Annotated in this window: 16 protein-coding genes; 10 read left to right on the top strand and 6 right to left on the bottom strand. The window is 45.9% G+C overall.

Translation table 11 applies throughout. The annotated features are described in order from the left end of the window. Positions 1-54: 54 nt before the first annotated feature. Positions 55-417, bottom strand: coding sequence for a transcriptional regulator (locus tag QUA10_RS06240; protein WP_333081904.1), 363 nt, complete (start codon positions 415-417; stop codon positions 55-57). Then, positions 401-748 carry a type II toxin-antitoxin system RelE/ParE family toxin gene (locus QUA10_RS06235; protein WP_333081903.1) on the bottom strand — a complete coding sequence of 116 codons (348 nt, stop codon included), beginning with the start codon at positions 746-748 and terminating at the stop codon, positions 401-403. Before QUA10_RS06235 ends, QUA10_RS06240 begins: the two co-directional genes overlap by 17 nt. A 272-nt stretch (positions 749-1,020) precedes the next feature. Here QUA10_RS06235 and typA point away from each other — a divergent pair, with 272 nt between their 5' ends. The 6 genes from typA to QUA10_RS06205 all read left to right on the top strand — a co-directional run bounded on the left by typA (position 1,021) and on the right by QUA10_RS06205 (position 7,822). Then, positions 1,021-2,811 carry a translational GTPase TypA gene (gene typA / locus QUA10_RS06230; RefSeq protein WP_333041979.1) on the top strand — a complete coding sequence of 597 codons (1,791 nt, stop codon included), beginning with the start codon at positions 1,021-1,023 and terminating at the stop codon, positions 2,809-2,811. A 319-nt stretch (positions 2,812-3,130) separates the two neighbouring features. Further along, the gene (locus QUA10_RS06225; RefSeq protein WP_333081902.1) at positions 3,131-4,282 is read left to right on the top strand and encodes an AAA family ATPase; all 1,152 of its coding nucleotides are present in this window, start codon (positions 3,131-3,133) and stop codon (positions 4,280-4,282) included. Next, the gene (locus tag QUA10_RS06220; protein ID WP_333081901.1) at positions 4,272-4,865 is read left to right on the top strand and encodes a hypothetical protein; all 594 of its coding nucleotides are present in this window, start codon (positions 4,272-4,274) and stop codon (positions 4,863-4,865) included. Before QUA10_RS06225 ends, QUA10_RS06220 begins: the two co-directional genes overlap by 11 nt. A 237-nt stretch (positions 4,866-5,102) precedes the next feature. Further along, entirely contained in the window at positions 5,103-5,975 is an 873-nt protein-coding gene (locus tag QUA10_RS06215) for a ParA family protein (RefSeq protein WP_333029965.1), read from the top strand. Continuing rightward, a complete protein-coding gene (locus QUA10_RS06210; RefSeq protein WP_333081900.1) occupies positions 5,972-6,418 on the top strand; it encodes a hypothetical protein in 447 nt (148 codons plus the stop codon). Before QUA10_RS06215 ends, QUA10_RS06210 begins: the two co-directional genes overlap by 4 nt. Positions 6,419-6,553: 135 nt before the next feature. After that, positions 6,554-7,822 carry a DPP IV N-terminal domain-containing protein gene (locus QUA10_RS06205; protein WP_333081899.1) on the top strand — a complete coding sequence of 423 codons (1,269 nt, stop codon included), beginning with the start codon at positions 6,554-6,556 and terminating at the stop codon, positions 7,820-7,822. Between the two features lie 141 nt (positions 7,823-7,963). On the opposite strand, the gene hpsL is transcribed toward QUA10_RS06205, so the two are convergent. After that, entirely contained in the window at positions 7,964-9,628 is a 1,665-nt protein-coding gene (hpsL, locus tag QUA10_RS06200; protein WP_333081898.1) for a hormogonium polysaccharide biosynthesis protein HpsL, read from the bottom strand. Between the two features lie 509 nt (positions 9,629-10,137). Between hpsL and QUA10_RS06195 the strand changes: the two genes are divergently transcribed. Continuing rightward, positions 10,138-10,839: an alpha/beta hydrolase gene (locus QUA10_RS06195; RefSeq protein ID WP_333081897.1), complete on the top strand. Its 702-nt coding sequence runs from the start codon at positions 10,138-10,140 to the stop codon at positions 10,837-10,839. A gap of 143 nt (positions 10,840-10,982) precedes the next feature. On the opposite strand, the gene QUA10_RS06190 is transcribed toward QUA10_RS06195, so the two are convergent. Together QUA10_RS06190 and QUA10_RS06185 are read right to left on the bottom strand one after the other, a co-directional pair. Next, positions 10,983-11,879: a CoA-binding protein gene (locus QUA10_RS06190; RefSeq protein WP_333081896.1), complete on the bottom strand. Its 897-nt coding sequence runs from the start codon at positions 11,877-11,879 to the stop codon at positions 10,983-10,985. An 83-nt stretch (positions 11,880-11,962) separates the two neighbouring features. Next, positions 11,963-13,192 (bottom strand): succinate--CoA ligase subunit beta, encoded by a 1,230-nt coding sequence (locus QUA10_RS06185; RefSeq protein WP_333081895.1) that lies wholly within the window; start codon positions 13,190-13,192, stop codon positions 11,963-11,965. Between the two features lie 12 nt (positions 13,193-13,204). Here QUA10_RS06185 and QUA10_RS06180 point away from each other — a divergent pair, with 12 nt between their 5' ends. Beyond that, positions 13,205-13,354 carry a hypothetical protein gene (locus QUA10_RS06180; protein WP_333081894.1) on the top strand — a complete coding sequence of 50 codons (150 nt, stop codon included), beginning with the start codon at positions 13,205-13,207 and terminating at the stop codon, positions 13,352-13,354. A gap of 314 nt (positions 13,355-13,668) precedes the next feature. Here QUA10_RS06180 and QUA10_RS06175 read toward each other — a convergent pair whose 3' ends face one another. After that, positions 13,669-15,186, bottom strand: a complete 1,518-nt coding sequence (locus QUA10_RS06175; RefSeq protein WP_333081893.1) for a glycosyltransferase family 2 protein — start codon at positions 15,184-15,186, stop codon at positions 13,669-13,671. A 246-nt stretch (positions 15,187-15,432) separates the two neighbouring features. Between QUA10_RS06175 and ebsA the strand changes: the two genes are divergently transcribed. Together ebsA and QUA10_RS06165 are read left to right on the top strand one after the other, a co-directional pair. Then, positions 15,433-15,807 carry a type IV pilus biogenesis protein EbsA gene (gene ebsA / locus QUA10_RS06170; protein ID WP_006634686.1) on the top strand — a complete coding sequence of 125 codons (375 nt, stop codon included), beginning with the start codon at positions 15,433-15,435 and terminating at the stop codon, positions 15,805-15,807. A 976-nt stretch (positions 15,808-16,783) separates the two neighbouring features. Further along, positions 16,784-19,209, top strand: a 2,426-nt coding sequence (locus QUA10_RS06165; protein ID WP_333086199.1) for a choice-of-anchor L domain-containing protein, incomplete at its 3' end; no start/stop codon positions are given.

The following is a 19,209-nucleotide window of genomic DNA, read 5'->3' as shown; positions in this document are numbered from 1 at the left end:
CTCCCCTAAAATCAAAAAAACTTAAAAAGCCATGTTTGGGAAGTTGGCGCCTCATCAAATATTACCAACTTCCGCCAACTCAGCAGCACTAACAGAATCTTTCTCTTCCCCTTTATCCCCTTCATCAACCGCAACTGTTAGCTTTAATCCCAAAACCTTCAGCCAACTTGCCAAAGCATAAATTGTCGCACTTCCTTCTCCCGACAACAAAACATCTAATTTGTCCAACTGCAATTTAGCATCTTCTGCAGACATATTTGGTTCGCCAAGAGCCTCAAATACATTGCTAAGTGCGAGTCCCAGCAAACCAGGTTCAGGCTCTTCGTCTTCCAAATGCGCTGTTAGATAAGCCGCAGCGTGTATTTTATCCTTGAGCGCTCCTATCAGATAGCCCTGGTAACTATCGCTCGTTGGCATTTTCGCGTTCTCCATATTCTTTCCAATACTCCTTAGCTTTGCGGATATCTTGTTCTTGAGTGCTTTTATCCCCACCGCAGAGAAGAAGAACTATTGTTGACCCCAATTGTCCGAAGTACACGCTATACCCCGGCCCCAAATCAATTTTTAATTCGCAGACTCCTTCCCCAACAGACTTGCTGTTTCCTAAATTCCCCAAGCGAACTCGGTCAAGCCTTTGCTCAATTTTAACTACCGCATTCAAATCCCGCAGGGAACTAAGCCACTCTGCAAAAGGATTTTTACCGTCTGGGGTAATATAACGCCTAATTTCCCTCGGTTGTACTTCCATAAAGTCGATCGTACTTGCACCCTCATCTTAATACCGGCGATCGCCCCGTATCCAAGCTTCTTCACCTGGGCCAACTCAATATCACAGATCAAAAAAAACTCTGCCGTCAGGCGAGGTGTAACGCTCCATTTCCCTCGATTGCGCTTCCATAATCTTGATTCTAGCGACTATCGCACTCCAATCTTACAGCCGCGCCCGATCGCCCCTTGACTCCATGCGCTACAATTATTAAGAAATCTTTAGTTAAATCCGTTTAACGTCCCAGACGCATTATGAGTCTTCCCATTCGCAACGTCGCCATCATAGCTCACGTCGATCACGGCAAAACCACCCTTGTAGACGCCCTCCTCAGACAGTCCGGAATCTTCCGCGAAGGGGAAGAAATCCCAGATTGCGTCATGGACTCCAACGACATCGAGCGCGAACGTGGCATTACCATCCTTTCCAAAAACACCGCCGTCAGGTACGGAGAAACCCTGATCAACATCGTCGATACCCCCGGACACGCGGACTTCGGCGGAGAAGTCGAACGAGTTCTCGGCATGGTTGACGGCTGTCTGCTGATCGTAGACGCCAACGAAGGCCCGATGCCGCAAACGCGGTTCGTGCTCAAAAAAGCCCTAGAAAAAGGACTGCGCCCGATCGTCTTTGTGAATAAGATCGATCGCGAGCGAGCCGACCCCCACAAAGCCGTCGATAAAGTTTTGGATCTGTTCCTCGAACTAGGTGCTGACGACGATCAGTGCGAATTTCCCTATCTCTTCGGTTCCGGCTTAAGCGGTTACGCCAAAAAACACCTCGAAGACGAAGGGGTAGATATGAAGCCCCTCTTTGAAGAAATCCTCGACCACGTACCACCCCCCGTCGGCGACCCCAACAAGCCACTACAACTGCAAGTAACCACCTTAGATTACTCAGAATACGTCGGTCGCATCGTCATCGGCCGCATCCACAACGGCACGATTAGAATCGGTCAACAAGCAGTCTTAATCACCGAAAGTGGCGCGATTGTCAAATCAAAAATTACCAAATTGATGGGCTTTGAAGGCCTGAAGCGGATTGATATCCCAGAATCTTCTGCTGGTAATCTGGTCGCCGTTGCTGGTTTTGCTGATGCGTATATTGGCGAGACAATTACCTGCCCCAACGACCCGCAAGCACTGCCTTTAATCAAAGTAGACGAACCAACTTTGCAGATGACTTTCTCTGTGAACGATTCGCCGTTCTGCGGTCAAGAAGGAAGTTTGGTAACATCGCGTCAAATTCGCGATCGGCTAATGCGAGAACTCCAAACCAACGTCGCCTTGCGCGTCGAAGAAACCGAATCTCCCGACAAATTCCTCGTATCCGGCCGTGGCGAACTCCACCTCGGCATCCTGATCGAAAATATGCGTCGCGAAGGATACGAATTCCAAGTATCCCAGCCGCAAGTGATCTACCGCGAAATCGGCGGTCGTCCCTGCGAACCCTTTGAATGTTTGGTGTTAGACGTACCCGAAGAAGCAGTCGGCGGCTGCATCGAACGCCTCGGTCAGCGGAAAGCAGAAATGCAAGATATGCACGTCAGCAGCACCGGTCGCACCCAAATCGAATTTTCAGTCCCCGCTCGCGGTTTGATTGGATTCCGAGGCGAGTTTATGCGCTTGACTCGCGGCGCTGGAATTATGAACCACAGCTTCCTCGACTATCGCCCTCTCGGTGGAGAAATTATCGCCCGTCGCAACGGAGTATTGATTTCCTTTGAAGAAGGAATTGCAACTACTTATTCACTGAAAAATGCTGAAGACCGCGGCGTATTTTTCATTACCCCCGGAACCAAGGTTTACAGAGGAATGATTATCGGCGAAAACAACCGAGATGAAGACATGGAGCTGAATATTTGCAAGTCGAAGCAGTTGACAAACCACCGCGCATCTGGCGGTGAAGAATTGGCGCAATTGCAAGCACCAGTGGATATGAGTTTGGAACGCGCTTTGGAGTACATCGGTCAGGATGAATTGGTGGAAGTAACACCGAAATCAATTCGCTTGCGGAAGGTGTCTAAGAAGTTAGTCAAACGCTAAAACAACTTGATGGCTGGCTATTTTGCCAGCCATTAGTGTCAACTTCAAACTGTATTTAAAGGCAATATTAATAATTGTAAATAACCCAGTAATTATGAGGAAAATCTAAATTTGAGAAGCAATTAAGCAGATGGAACCATGAAAACCACCGTTGAACTTAACTAAGAATTGGTTAAAGAAGCCTTTCGATTAACCAATTTTAAGACCTAAAAATAACTAATTGGCTTTGCTTTGCAAGTACAAAGTCTTGTGGGAGAACCGCTGTATTTCTAATCGACCCTTAAATTGCTAATTATCCTAACGTTTATCAATAAAAATTATGCTGAAGAGAATTTATGTAAATAATTTTAGATGCCTGGTCAATTTTGATTTGACAGTAGCTGGCTTAAATCTCTTTATGGGCTCAAATGGATCGGGCAAAACTACCGTTTTCGAGGTTTTAAGAAAACTACAGAAATTTATTTTAGGCGATCAAGCTTTCCAGCAAGATTATAAAGTATCAGATTTGTTTGCAAGCAAGGATTTAACAAGATGGCAAAAATCAAACATTCAAAAATTTGAATTAGATATTGAAGGAAATGGTGGCATTTATAAATATACCCTAGAGATCGAACATCAAGGAGACTATGCACCTCCTAGAATGCGACTAGAAAGCTTAACTTTTGACGGACAACCTCTGTTTAAGTTCTGGGTTGATGCAGGCGATAGAGGTATGCCTGTAGGTCAAGCTAAGCTGTATAATGACGATCCCGATCGCGAAGGTCCTTTCTTACCGTTCTTTGATTGGTCGCGTTCTGGCATTGGTTTTATTTACGAGAGGCCTGACAATCTAAAGCTTACATGGTTCAAAAAACGGATTTCTAACTTTTTTATTGTACAGATCAATCCTTTTATAATGGAATCAGAAAGCCTTAAGGAGGAAAGTTCACCTAACTGGGATATGTCAAATTATGCAGCTTGGTACAGCTATTTATCTCAAGAATCTCAAGGTAAAATCCTTAAATTAACGCTGGAATTACAAAAGATTATCCAAGGATTTGATTCATTTCAAAATTCTAAATCCGGTGATGTTAGGATTTTATCAGCATCTTTTACACGTCCCAGCAAGGCTGCTTATAGGCTTAATGAATTATCCCACGGTCAAAAAGCTTTAATTGCTCTATACACCTTAATATATTGTTCTGCTGATGATAATTTTACTTTGTGTATTGATGAACCAGAAAATTTCCTGGCTTTACCGGAAATAAAACCTTGGTGGGGTAGGGTGATGGACTATTGTCTGGAAAATCAAGCACAAGCAATGTTAATTTCTCATCACCCCTCATTAATTAATTACTTAGCAAGCAATTCAGGTTATTGGTTTGAACGAAGAGATAATGAAGCTGTCCGCGTGCGGCCAATTACTGATACTGAAGAAGAAGGTTTATCAGTTGCTAAGCTTATAGAACTTGGATGGATTTATGACGAGTAGAGATGATTTACCCGAAGTAACTATTCTCTGTGAAGATATTGACCAAGAACGATTTATCAGACAATATCTGATCTGCTGCGGCTTGGACGATCGCAAAATTAAAGACTTTGGCAATCCTAAAGGGAAAACAATTAAAAATAACAATGCTTTGATACTCAAGTATTATCCAGAGCTGATTAAAAGTTATAGAAGCCGTAAGTACAGAAATATTGCTGTAGTAGTGATGATTGATGCTGATGAAGATAGCTTGGACGATCGAATGCGTTCTTTAAATATAGCATTAGACGAAACAGCAGGTAATTTAAACAAAGATCCGCGACTGCCTAATGAGAAAGTTGCTATTTTTGTGCCCGCCCGAAATATTGAAACGTGGTTTTATTACATTAATAACAATATGGAAGGGCAAGAATGTAATGAAATTACTAAATATAAAGATGACAATATGAGTGCAGAAGAGAGGATTAAACTAGCTAAAAGCGCGGCAAACAAATTGGCTAGAGAAATATGTCCTCAGGGAGTCGATCGCATTACTTTGCCTTCTCTCCGTTATGCGTGTAGGGAGTTGCAACGGCTACAGTTTTAAAAAATGAGTTAGTTGATGTGACATGATGTTCTGTTATATCCCCGATTTCTTAAAGCCATCGAGTATCTGGGTTTTCTGTTTTGTTTAAGTTGTTCTACTTAGTTAATGATATAATATCAAACTTTCCTTTTTATAGAAAATGTTGCACCTAGTGACCCTAATGTACGATCGCGCGATCGACTAACCCCCACAATATGTTTTAATTTATATTTGAGCAAAATCCAAACAAAGCCAGCCATGAGTCCTAAATCAATAGCCGTAATCAACTTCAAAGGCGGTGTCGGAAAGACCACCGTCACTTGGAGTCTGGGAAATATTATATCCCAAGGAACAGACTTAGAAGTCTTGATGTTAGACTTAGATCCTCAAATGTCGCTCACAGAGGCGATCGGACTTAACGAAAATACAGGTCATTTAGATGATAAATTTGGTAAGTGGTACGAAAAATCTCTCAAGCATAGACTGACAATTTACGACGCTCTAGAAGTCTTTAAAAAAGCCGGACAAAACTTTAAATTTCCAGTTGGTTTCGACACCATTTATCAAATTGACGAACAGTTGCATTTTGTCCCTTCAGTGGAAGAATTGTATTGGTTGGATATCGATGGATTTGAGGGGAAAAGTGTTAAAGACTTCATCCGCAGATTTATCGGTAAAATCGCCAACTCTGCCAATCTCCCCAAATACGACTTGATGCTTTTTGACTGTTCGCCTTCCTTCAGTCTCCTCACCTACAGCGTACTCTCTTGCTGCGACTTAATATTAATTCCCGTCAATCCCGATTATTTTGGTTCTAGGGGATTGAGTCTAGTTTTAAACTCGCTCCAGAAACGGATTGAGCCTTATCCGTTTCCCAAGATAGCAGTCTTTATGAATAAAGCTAAAACCTATGGAGGATTGCTGACAAATGAAGTTCAGTTTTACATGAGAGAAGTAAAGAGACTTTGCGATGAGATATCAAAAGATAATAACATAGAAGTTAGATTTTTAGAATCGACGATTCGGGAAAGCGTCGGGCTAAAACGGGCGATAAATGAGGGAGAACTGCCGCGAGAATTAGTTAGAGAATTTGAAAAACTATGGCGCGAGTGTGAGGAGTATCTGAAATGAGTAAAAAAGAAATTTTGGCTGCTTCCGAACAAGAAAACGGGGGTTTAGTTGAGGAAATTGGCGAACTTAAGGAAATCTTGCGGGACGTTGCTCGAAAATTAACCAGGCTTGAAACTCAAGTCAAGCGGGGAGTGATTTCTGCTGGCTCAAAAACTTCGGATATTCCCAAGGGTGCTGATGTTAATAAACCTGTTAATTTATCGGCGGCTAATGTTCTAGAAGTTTATGAAGAACTGCGTTTACAAGCTAAGAAGGGTAATGAAGAAGAGGTGAGGCAAAAATTGTTGGCCATGAGTGCAAGTGACTTGAACTTGATGTGTTGCGAGTTAGGGATGCCACCCAGCAGCAAGAATCCGTCCCGCAAAAAAATGTTCGAGCTAATTATTGGCAGAATTAAACAGAGTTTGAGGCTGTCGAGACATATAGACAGACAAACACTTTGAATGGGGCATTGGAAATGGGGCATGGGTAATAGCTTCGACTTAGAATTTGCCATATCCCCGCAGGACTTTAAGAAGTCAGAGATATGAGGACTGAAGACTGTGAAAATTTAAAAGCAAGGAGATGATATTGACAAAATGCGTTTGCATAAATTATTGCGAATTAGGGCGATCGCCCTTATCTCCCTAACACTCTTAATCAGCTTGTTTTTGAACATTCACAGCTCTCCGACCACCGCAGGTCAAAAGCCAAGGATACTAGCGTTTACCGTCCTCCAGATGCGCGGCAGCGAGACCATATCCAATTTATTTGCCCTCAATGCTACCAGTTCCGCTCGCCGCGAACTTACACGTAATATAGATGTTATCGCTCCCCTAGTGTGGTCGCCCAACGGCCAGCGACTGGCTTTCGTTGGCGGATACAGCGACATCTATACAGTCAATGCTGACGGTTCTCGACTAACTAAACAGTTTGCTGAGGCTGGTTGCAAAGCAGCTAGTTTTGAAATAGCTTGGTTTTCCAACAGCCAGAAACTTGTTTTTGCCCGTTCATGCGACGGTTTTACCTCTGATGCTCCCGGCAGCCAATCACTTTATACAAGCAACACTTCTGGCATCCAAGGAACTAAATTAGTTAGGAATTTGGAAGTAGGAGGATATCCGCCTAAAACAGAAATTTCCTCAGAATTTTACCTATCGCCGGACGGCCAGCAGGTAGCATTTGTCAAGGATCAAAATATCTACAAAATGAATGCCGACGGTTCGGGAATGACCAAACTAACTAAAAGCCCCGGCGAATATGTATCCGGCGGAAGTGAACTTGTTTGGTCGCCCGATCGCACAAAAATTGCTTTCCTGTTCGGCGCTTATCCCAAACAGCAAATTTACACAATTAATGCCGATGGAACCAACCTCAAAAATTTGACAAACAACCCGCAAAATGAGGTTTACAACGTCAAACTATTTTGGTCGCCCGACAGCAGCCGCATTGCTTACTATTACAATAAACCTGGCGATTCATCAGGCGAACAGCAAGATATCTACCTGCTCGACATTAACCGGGGGACAGCCAAGAATCTCACCCAAAAACCCAGAAACTACAACGAAATTTCGTGGTCGCCGGATGGCAAATTTATTGCTTTTGTCGCCGGAGAGTTCAACAATCAAAAACTCTACACAATCAATGCTGACGGGAACCAGCTAAATCAACTAGCTACCAGGCTAAAACCGTCGCAAATTTCAGAATTAGCTTGGTCTTCTGACAGCCAGCAAATTGCTTTTATATTTAACGAAATCCAAGGAGACAAAAGCAACTTGTATGTAATTAATCGGGACGGCTCGGCATTAAATAAATTGACAAAAGACCAGGATTTGAATGCTAGCCATCCGGTTTGGCAACCGCAGTAAAGTTAAGAGCCAAAATATGCTGTAGGGGTATGATTTAGCACAGATAAACCCAGAATGGCGGGCTATCTTTGCACCGCCTTGGAGAGAAAGCAGGTTACTAAACAAGAAAGAATCCACCAAACTCAAGACTCAAAATTATTCTCAAATTGGAGAAGATGCAATAATTTTTTTTTCCTTTAATGGCTGGTTAAGTTGCAATTCATTTGACTCAACTTCCTGGTGTTTTTCATCTTGCACCTGTTTATCAATTTTGGGCAACTTTAAAATCGCCCCAGCTAAAACCCAATAATACACGGACACGGGATCTACATCCAGCGGATAGTATTGAGTATTGATCGTAATAAATGCAACAAACACCCAAAAACTAGCTCCGTAACTCCGCAAACTTTTGTCCTTGACTGATCTGTAAGCTCTAAAAGTTAGAAAAGCTAAGTGTAAAAGCATCACCTGAAAACTAATCATTCCCGGATAACCGAGTTCGTATATCAACTTAGGTTGGAAAGTTTCAATTAACTGCGTGGCACCAAATATTCGCGTTGAATTAGTGGCTCGTCCCACACCTTTACCAAGAGGTTTGTCAATGATAAAATTGTTGCTCTGCTCGAACTGATTAAAGAGAAACTGCTGGGGCGGTGCAGCATTCCAGCGACTAACAAAACTATCCCACCGTTGCTCGATAATTCCCGGGTTAATAGCTGCACCGACAAACAGCAGAATCGCCAGTCCTGCACCGATGGGAATAAATCGTTTGAAATTAACTAATTGACCGGTGAGAACTAGCAAAATTGCTGTAGCAACGGGAACCATAATTAAAGCAGCTCTTTGACCGGAAATAACTGCATTGGCAAATACTAATGCCATGCCAAATAAACCGATAACTCGCCACCAGAATGAAGGATCGCAAAAGGCAGAGGCAAAGGTTAAAAAAGCATTAGAAATTAAAAACCACGCCCACTGCCAAGGCGCGACAAAAGTTCCCGGCAAGCGGACAAACTTGACTTCTGGACTGAACACCAAAGAACCGCCGACAAAACATCTAGCTTCCAGCGTTGCTTTATATAATTCTGCTCCGGTCATGCCTCTGGTTCCCGCACACTTTCCACTTTGCAGCAACAGGTACTGAATCAAACCGAGAAGGCAGCAAACGATCGCCAAAACGATGTGCATTCGACTAAAAAATACCAAATCCTTCTTAGTGCGGAGCAGATAATAGGTACAAGCAATCAGCGGTATGTAACCTATCAATACTTTTAAGCCGAGAATTCCTTGCAGAATTGGTTTGTCGCCCGCCCTAGGGTTGAGCTGCATCTCCCCGTTGACAAAAATTAAAGTCAGCATTGCCATCATCAAAAGGATGCTGAAGGTAGAAAGCATTTGTTTGGGAATGAACAGGGGCAACTGTTTCTTTTTGCAGCTTTGAATTAGGGCGATGAGAGCTGGTATGTAAAAAGCATCTTTGGCTACTTGAAATGCAGCATTCCCGCCGCCAATTGCGTAGGTAATTGTACCACTGAAAGGCAGGTAAATTAGAAAAGTCCACAAAGCTTGACGGGGGTATTTGTAGGAAAGCAGCAAGATGGCTGCGGCTACGCCTCCTGCAATAGCAATCTTAGGGCCTGCTACGAACAACAGGGGGATGCTGAGAGCAACGCTGACTAAGCAGCTTATGGCGATCGCCTGCACCAATTCATTGCGCTTTTCTGAAATTTTGCGTTTTTGTGCAGATACTTCTTTTTTGCTTAGCGCTGTTGTTTTTTCGCTGTGCTTGTTTTTGGATTTCTTGGATTTGCGCTTGGTTTTCAACATATACAAGAAGGAAGAAGGAAGAAGGAAGAAGGAAGAGGGAAGAGGGAAGTTCGGCAACGGATTCGCTCGACGGATGTAACGGATGTAACGGATGTTAGGAAGAAGGAGGGAAGAAAGAAGAAGGAGGAAAGAAAAGAAGGAAGAGGGATTTAGTTGCCTAAGAGAGAAAGAAGAAGTAATCGAGCTCTTATGTTTGTGCAATTAAGAACCTCCTTCCGTGAGGGCAGTTCCTATAATTTTTATAAGGCACTTATGTTGAAGGCGGAAGACACTCTGATGTAGAATGCTGGAGATGTAGAAGGTAGAAGGCAGAAGGAATAGAAGCGAACAGGTTTTGGCAGATGTGGTTACTTATTTTTAAAGTCAAGATCGAGAAAAAGTCTCGGTCGAGATTGTCGGTGTGACGCGGGCACAAATTACACTGGCGACCTTGTAGAATATAACTGCTGCATCTATAATGTACAAAAATGTACAAATCTAGAAAAAATAATTTTAATGTAGCGGTGAATATGAAATTAACAAAATTTGTATCGATCGGCATTGCCCTATTTTTAGGAGCAAGCGGGAGCATATTATCTAGCAGCACTAGAGCATTAGGGGCCGAAAAAGTTGTTCTCACATTTGGTCCGATCAGACAAGCCGTCAATATCAGCGACTTAGAAGACTTTGCTAAAAACGGCACGACGACGCCAACCCTCCAACAAATTATCCGGGTCTCCAAAATGGACGCGCAAATGCTGCGGGGGTTCATGGGTTTAGAAATTGGTTTGAAGCCTGCTAATCTGGCCAGGGTAGTTTACAGCACCCCAGGAGAAAAAATCACTGACGACATCGGTCAAGCGATTCGGACTCAACGCCGCACAGAAAGCGGGAAAGCTTTGCGGGCAGCGGTGATCCTGGCATCCGGGGATGACGGTAAGGTATCGCTGTTAGAAATCCTGAAAAAGTACCCTCTCAAGGAGGTTTACGTAGATGTTGCCAGCCTTCGCACCGCTGTTGGGAAAGTTCAGAGTATAGCCGGAACTCTGCGAAGCCTGCTTCAAGATGTGACGCGATCGACAACTCGCACAAGTGAAACAACTAGCCCCGAAAGCCCGATCGAGCCTCGCCGCAGCGTGCAGCCAACAACTCCGCCTCCAGCGCCGCGCCGCCCCGCCCCCTTGCCAGCACCCGCACCGCAGCCTGTGACACCGGTCAGAGGGCTTTGGTAAAAAAATCATAAATGTGTCCTAAAGGCGGGTTGAAGCGGCTGTTGTGGCATTCTGCCGACTCTTTTGAGACCAAACCCGCCCCCGCCCTACCCCTATCCCAACCCCCAAAAGGGTTAGGACTTTTGTGAAAACTCCCAAAGCAATCAATTTTTCTTGAGCAATTTTTTGAGCAACTTAGGAATCTCTGAAGGTCGAGCCGCCACAGGTATGTCCGCCTCTTCAAAGGCAGCCATTTTGTTTGGGGTCGTAACTCCAAAGGCTTTCTGGGCAGCAGCCCGAGAACTGATCAGGATGCCGGCGTGGCCCAAAGACGGCCCCTTGGGAGCGTAGCGGCCGGCCAGATAAGCAACCACGGGTTTGTCGATCGCCGAAGCGATGTAAGAAGCAGCAGCTTGTTCACTCCAGCCGCCAACTTCCCCCACCAAAACCATCGCTTCGGTAGTGTCGTCTTCGTCCAAAATTTGCAGCCACTGCATAAAAGAAGAACCCACAATCGCATCGCAGCCAATACAAACCGCCATCGACTGTCCCAACCCAGCCTCAGTTAGTTCTAGGGCAACTTCGTAAGTCAAAGTGCTGCTGCGGCTGATCACTCCCACCGGGCCGGGAGTGTAAAATTCCTTGGGGTGAGTTCCCAGCAGCAGTTTGTCGGGTACAATAATCCCCGGACTGTTGGGCCCGATTACCAAAGTTTCGGTGGCTTCTGCTTTTCTGACTAAGTGCACCATATCCAGAGGAGGCACTCCCCCAGTAACGATCGCAATTTGCCGAATTCCTCCGGCGATCGCTTCTAAAGCAGCATCCAGCACCGAGTAAGCGTCTACCAAAATTACCGCAGTGTCAACGTGACCCACTGCCGCCACTGCTTGTTCTACCAAATCAAAAATCGGAATTCCCTCCACTTCCAGCCCCCCCCGACCGGGACTAACACCGGCGACTACATTCGTGCCGTATGCTTTCATCATCAGGGCGGCGCGGGTGGACGCCGGAGATTCTGTAATGCCCTGTACTAGGACTTTGCTTTCAGGAGTTAAATTCATTTTTTCCCACTTGACACTCGATCTGTTAAAAGCAGAAGGCCTTCATCTTTACAGAAATCTCGTTTTTTGCCGATCGACTGCCGCTACTTGGCGGAGGATACAGAAGCGGCCGCGGCCTCATCCAAAGTGCTAGCTAACTGCACCGGCAACTGTCCCAAACGCTTTTTAACAGCATCAGCATCGATCTCTACCAGCCGCAGCACAATTTGGATGTGGCGGTTAGCGCGAGCTTTCCGTTCCAAATAGACGGCTACTGCAGCGATTATTTCCTCGGTCTTGGAGGCGCTGCCCAAAATATTTACAAGTATCACCTTAACGCTTTTATCCTGAGCGACTAACTCCAGACCCAACTCCACGCGATCGCGCAGGGCATTTGCTGCATAGTAGCGGTCTAGGGAACCAATATTCACAAAATTAGCGGGTTTTCCTCCTTGGTGGGTTACAGCATCTAGAGTTGCCATTGTCAGGCCCACTCCGTTGCACAAAATCGCGATATTCCCGTCTAGTTCGATTAATTGCAGGGATTCGGAATTCGAGATTGGGGATTTAGATTTGGGGTCAAACTCCGGCGACTGCTGAACCTTGGACTGGGGATGGGAGCGATCGCCCGCAGCATGGGGACTTCTTCTTTCCCGTGCCAACCCACCCAAGAGCTTCTTCTCCGAGAGTGCTGCCAAATCTGGATGTCGTCCCAAGGCATCGTCGTTGGCGGTGACTTTACCGTCTAAAGCCATTACCTCTCCCCTTGGACTAATGCCGAGAGGATTGATTTCTACTAGGTCTAAATCTTTTTCGACAAACAGCCGGTACATTTTTTCGACAATGGTGCTCACCGATTGAATCAAGTCTCCCTGCAATCCCATTTTCAGCGTGAGACGCCTCGCGTAGAATGGGGAAAATTCTTGATCTACGGCAACTTGCTGCATTTGCTCGATCGACCCTTCGACATCCATACCTCCTTGTCTCGAACCCAGAAGCACCGGGCGGCGGGCTACGGGGTCTAGGAGTACCGCTAAGTATAATTCTTGGTCAGCGTTGTACTTTGCTTCTGCCAGTAGAACTTGGGGATATTCATCCTCGATCGGCAAATTAAAAATTGTTTGGGCGGCCGCTACTGCATCGATCGTATTTTCCACAAACTTGATACCGCCCGCCCTGCCCCGTCCCCCAGCCCGCACTTGCGATTTGAGTACAACTGGGTAAGGAATTTTCAATCCTTTGAGGTCGGCGGGATTGTCAATCCGCTGCGACGGCAAAATCGGAATTGCCATCTGGCGAAATAAAGATTTAGCTTGGTACTCTAACAAATCCATTATCAATTACGGGTGACGGGTAGTTGGCAACAAGCAATTCGGGAGCATCTCACCTTTGCAGCCAAGCTAGAAATTGGAGTTTTGAGGCAGGAGGCAGGAGGCAGGAGGAAGAAGGAAAGAGGAAGAAGGAAGGAGCCAGAAGAAGTATTTTTACAAATATGAGATGCTCCCAGCAATTCGTCCTAATTGGCAATTCATAATTAATAGATAGTAATTGGTTTTTTGTCAAGTTAAAAGTTAAAAATTCTCGCTTTTATCTTTTAATTTGAGACTTTTGTATTGCCGATTACTTATTCGCTATTACCGCTCGCCGATTACCTATTACCTAAGCTGTTTCAAAGTGTTTTTTTCTCGGAATTGCCAAATTTTACTCTTAGGATATGGCGGGGAGGTATTTGGCGAGCGTTGGTGTTTTTTTGCCTCGCAAAATCTTCGGACGTTCGGCGATACTGTGCCTAGATATTTCTGCGAATTGTTTACTTGATGCTATTAGCAGCACCTTGATGGACGGTTTTGACCCATTTGAGTCGCTTAGGCCGTACCGCAATCCGAGCCGTCACAGTCCCTACCAGCAGCCAATGGAACATATACACAGTACCCCGCAGCGTTTGCAGCAAGGTGACAAAAACTCGCCTTACGTCAAATTTGGTCTCTTTGCGAGTGCGGCGCAAACCGACGAACATTCCCACCACCGACAAGGTAAGGGTCATAAAAGTTATGGGACTGGCGATCGGCATCCGGCGCAGCGCAATTGACATCACAAAGTCGGGTAGCGCTACTGTGGGTAAGAAATATTGAGATACCCAAAATCCAAATAAATCCCAAGTTTTCCCAGTTCCCATGCGGTTCCGCAAAATTAGTCGCCAGTAGTCAAGATAACGCTGATAGCCACCTTCTGCCCAGCGATTGCGCTGGTGCCACAGAGCGCGAGCGTTAGTGACTCCTTCTTCTGACACGGCTGGGAAAGCGAGAAATTCAATGTCCCATCGGTCTAGGTGCAGCCTCAGAGTCAAATCCAGGTCATCGGTAATCGTCTCCTCGTTCCAGCCTCCGCAGCTTTCCAAGGCGGTGCGACGCATGAATTGGCCGTTACCGCGCAATTCTCCAATGCCGCCGATCGCAATCCGCTGCTGTTGGAAAAAACTGTCGAGAGCCATTTCAGCTTCTTGGCCACGAGTCCAAAAATTTACCGAAGCATTGGCGATAGCTTTTCTGACTTGCACAGCCCCTACCTTTTCTCCATTGAACACTGGCAGCACCCGGCGCAGCAAGTCTGGCGTTACCGTCGCGTCGGCGTCAAATATTCCCACAAATTCCCCGCGAGTCAGCGGCAACACTTGATTCAGTGCTCCCGACTTCCCGCCGCTGGCATTTGCTCCTCTGCGAAATACTTTGAGCTGGGGGTACTTTTTGGTTAGCTGTTCCAATACTAGTGGCGTGGCGTCGCTGCTGTGATCGTCGATCGCCCAAACTTCGTAGCGGTCGATCGGATAATCTACATTGCAGATGGATTCTACGAATCGGGCAATCACCGCTTCCTCATTTTTCGCGGCCACCAGCAGCGACACATAAGGCCAATCCTCTCGACTTTCATCGGCCAGAGGCGGCAGTGCGGGCTTGGGCGAAGCAAACAAAACTCGAAATGCTTGCATCCACAGCAGTCCCGTCAACCCCCACACTACCCACGCACCCCAAGAAATCAAGTGCAGGGCGATCGTGCCGGCCCAAATCGCAGCCAGCACTGCGGCGGCTTTTCCGCGGCGTCCCCGGTACAGATTTTGAGGAAAAGAGGGAGTTCCCGGCACAGACACCGCAACCGGGAGCTCTGCTTTTGTTTCCGCGTCAAACACCCTGTCGCCAATGTCTGGTATAGCAAATACTTTGCTGAGCTTCGAGTGCGAGGTCAAACTCTTGAGCTCTTCTTGAGCTAAATCAGAGATGTCCAAGTTAAGCTCGCTGCGAGCGTCGTTTTCTGGCCAAGAACTCTCCTGCATAGGTTACTTGATTCAACCACCAATAGTTTTTGATTTTAGATATAAGCATCTACTGTATCAGTTTCTGGACTTTTGTCGAAAGCGGACGGGAGGACAACCAGCGGGTTCGGTGCTTGTACGGCCCTGGTAAACGGGTACTGCATCGAGTATTTTGGTTGACTTTTGCTTGCGATCGACCAGGAATATCTGCTAGTTTTTTCTGGGGATCTAAACTATCTGTTAGTAATAATTGTCTGAGGTGGAAATATGTCTATTCCTCAACTCAAGCCAGCCGATGACAAAGAAGTGAAAGTCTACGCGCCTTTCTGTCAAGAGCCCAGGCGCAAGTTTTTACCGCACGCTATTGGCCTCTACAAGCTCAAAAGCTTGGAGGGGGCAAGAAAAATTGACGGCGGGGAGAGCGTGCCGTTTGTCGCTAGTTGGAATATCTCGTCGCTGCCAATCGACTTAACCCGCTGTCGGGTGTTGTTTGACGGCAATGCTGAACTCAGCTACGAAGTGACTATGCAAAGCTCTGAGTTTGTTAGTTGCTTAATTGAGGTTCTCCTGACTTTTCAGCGAACTCGTACTGTCGATTTTTCTAAAACGTTTTACCGCAAGCTGATGCGAATGGATGAATAACTTTCACCGCAGCCGCACTCCCAAAAGTCCGCAATTGACAATCAAGCAATTTAATCCGGGGCCCCCGGATTGATGCGTGGGTCGAGAAAAAAGCTCCGAATCCGGAGCGCCAGCCCCCGGATTTATCAGTGCGGTTGCTTTCTTCAATCTAAAATCTAAAATCTAAAATCTAAAATCGATTGAGGGGCGCTATAACTGGCGCACCAATAGTGTAAAGCCACGACGGCAACATTACATGATTGGTGCGCCAGCCCTATTTGAGAAGCGGAAAGAGTAAGTGAGTTTTTGGATCATTCTCAATAATCCCTTTGGGGGTCAGCACTTATCCCCATTCCTTAAGTAAATTTACAGCAGTTTTCAGTTGAGCGTGATACAGATTTCGCGTAGGGACTCAGGAAAAGCCTGAGTCCCTATTTGTATTTCATCCAATTGAAAACTGCTGTATTTGTTGTGGAACAAGCGCAAAAGCCTATTTCGGACATGGTGCAAGATGTGAGGCAAGACACATTTACCGGACCAAACTCCGAACTTTTTCTATGTATTAATTTTTGTAAAAAACCTCAGCAATATTACTGACATATGTGACAATGAGAACTAAATTAGGATGAGTTAATTTCTACAAAAATAGATAAAATAATCCCACCTGTCATCAGTAAGAATTTTAAGTAATCTTGCGATCGAAGGGATTTAATATAAGTCCTGATTTTTTTTGTTATGGGTACTCTGAGATAATTTCTCAACCGCCATTAGGGCGATCGTACTGTCATGCTTAAATTTTGCAAGTAAGCCGCTGAAAGCCGAATAAAATTATAGCAATTCCTTCTAGCCCCTATTTAGCAAACACTTAAGTAGAAAAACGTCAAATATCAGTTATTGTAATTACTCCTAAATAATTTTGAGTAAGTCCACAACTGAGAGAACGCTACATAATTGTAGCTACAAATGAACATCTACCAATTTTTGCAAGAGGTATATTATGGCTCTGACAACTAAAAATCTTAATAGTGGTCTCACTGCTGACCAACTCGCTCAATTTATTATTGGGGACTCAGGCTCAGTCGTTCCTGGTACTGTGAAATACACGGGTGATATTCGGGCCGCAGGCAGTTTCGGGGGAGGTATTTCCGACGGCCTAAATCTTGAAGCAGGTGTTATTTTCAGCACAGGAGATATCGCAAATCCCGAATCTAGCATAAACCTGGGTGGGGGTAATTTTAATGATAATGATGGGGATGCGGCTCTTAATCAGCTTCTTGTGGATACGAACTCAAGTTCGACCACTACTAATGATGCTGCCGTTCTCGAATTCGAGTTTATACCCAAGCAAAATCAGTTTAGTTTGGAATACGTGTTTGCTTCTGAGGAGTATAACGAGTATGTAAATACAGCATTCAACGATGTATTTGGCTTTTACCTAAATGACGTATTCATTTCCGCAATTCCGGGAACTGAAAAGCAACTTGTTTCCGTTAACAATATTAATAACGGCAAAGCCGGCAACCCCAACACAAACCCCCCAATCCCCGATTTCCCACCGCAAAACCCAGCGTTATACGTTGACAACACGTCGAATCCACCGATTTTTAAAACAACCTGGGATGGTTTTACAAAAGTGCTATCAACGCCACAAGTATTCGTCATCCCAAATGTCCGCAGTAAGCTGAGATTAGCGATCGCTGACACTAGCGATTCGAGCTTGGACTCGGCAGTGTTGATCTACGCTCCTCCGGTTTTCAATTTCTCTCAACCCAACTATCAAGTCAACGAAGATGGGACAGTAGTTGGAGCAAACATTACCATCAACCGCACCGGCATTGCCCTGGGAAACTCCACTGTAGACGTAAAATTAAGCAACGGCAGCGCCACAGGCGGGGCTACCTTGGGAAACGGAATAGATTTTACTTTCACTACCCAAACTATCAATTTTCCGACCAATCAAACCACTGCTACCCTCACAGTTCCGATCAATAATGACAGCTTAGTTGAACCCACCGAAAACCTCACCCTCACCTTAGCCAATCCTACCAATGCTAGGATTGGTGTTGTTCAGAACACCGCCAATCTGGATATTCTCACTGATAATGACACCGCAGGCATCATAATCACCTCAACAGCGGGTGCGGATGTCGGAGAAGGCGGTACTTCAGATACATATACAGTCGTACTCCAAAGCCAGCCTAGTGACCTTGTAATCGTCACTGTTGACCCTGATACCCAGACAGACTTGGGAGCGGGTACTGGTCTCCCTCTCACCCTCAACTTTACCCCCAACAACTGGAATGTGCCGCAAACCGTTACGATCAAGGCAGTGAACGATCAAGTAGCGGAAGCATCTCCTCACACTAGCGCGATCGCTCACACAGCCAGTAGTGTAGACCCCAATTACGACGGTGCTGCGGTTCCAATTACCGTTGATGGTACTGTGACTGCTACGCTCACCGCTAACATTACCGACAACGACACACCGAGCGTAAAAATTACCGAAACTGGCGGGACCACCAAAATCGGCGAAGGTGGGGCTACGGATAGCTATACGGCGGTACTGACCACACAGCCTGCTGCCGATGTTACTGTCACCGCCTCGCCAGACGCCCAAAGCGACGTGGGGATTGGAGGCGGGATCCCGATCGCTCTGAAATTTACTCCCGACAACTGGAACGTGCCTCAACTGGTGAATGTGCAAGCCGTGGATGATACTGTAGCTCAAGGCACGCACTCCAGTACGATCACGCACCAAGTCACCAGTACAGACGCGAAATACAACCTGATTGCTACTGCCTCGGTTATTCCCCAAATTACCGACAACGATACCGCCGGAGTCACAATTACTCCTGCAAGCACCGCTGCTACCGAAGGCGGCGCCACAGGCAGTTACAAGGTAGCGCTGACTAGCAAACCGACTGTGCCTGTTAATGTCAACTTCAACACAGGCATTCAAATCGATTCGATTTCCACATTTACTTTCACCTCAGATAACTGGAACCTACCGCAGACAGTCACGGTGAAAGCTACCGACGACAGTTTAGTCGAAGGGCTGCACACAGGTACGATCGACCACAGCATTGCCGTCGGTAGTGCGGCGGAATATCTGCCCGTGACGATCGCGCCGGTAACAGTCAGCATCACCGATAACGATGTCGCTACTCCCAATACGCCCAGCATCACAATTACTCCCGCAAGCACGACTGCTGCCGAAGGCGGCGCGACAGACAGTTACAAAATCTCCCTCAACACTCAACCGACAGCTAACGTTACCGTCAATGTAGCTGCGGGCAGTCAAATAAATGCGATCGCGCCGATAGTTTTTACTCCGGCTAATTGGAATGTCCCGCAAACAGTAACGGTGACAGCAACCGACGACACTGTTGTAGAAGGAAGCCACAGCGGCACGATCAATCACAG

The organism is Microcoleus sp. Pol8_D6 (genome assembly GCF_036700965.1).
Taxonomy (GTDB): domain Bacteria; phylum Cyanobacteriota; class Cyanobacteriia; order Cyanobacteriales; family Microcoleaceae; genus Microcoleus.
This window is presented reverse-complemented; position numbering and strand designations above follow the sequence as displayed.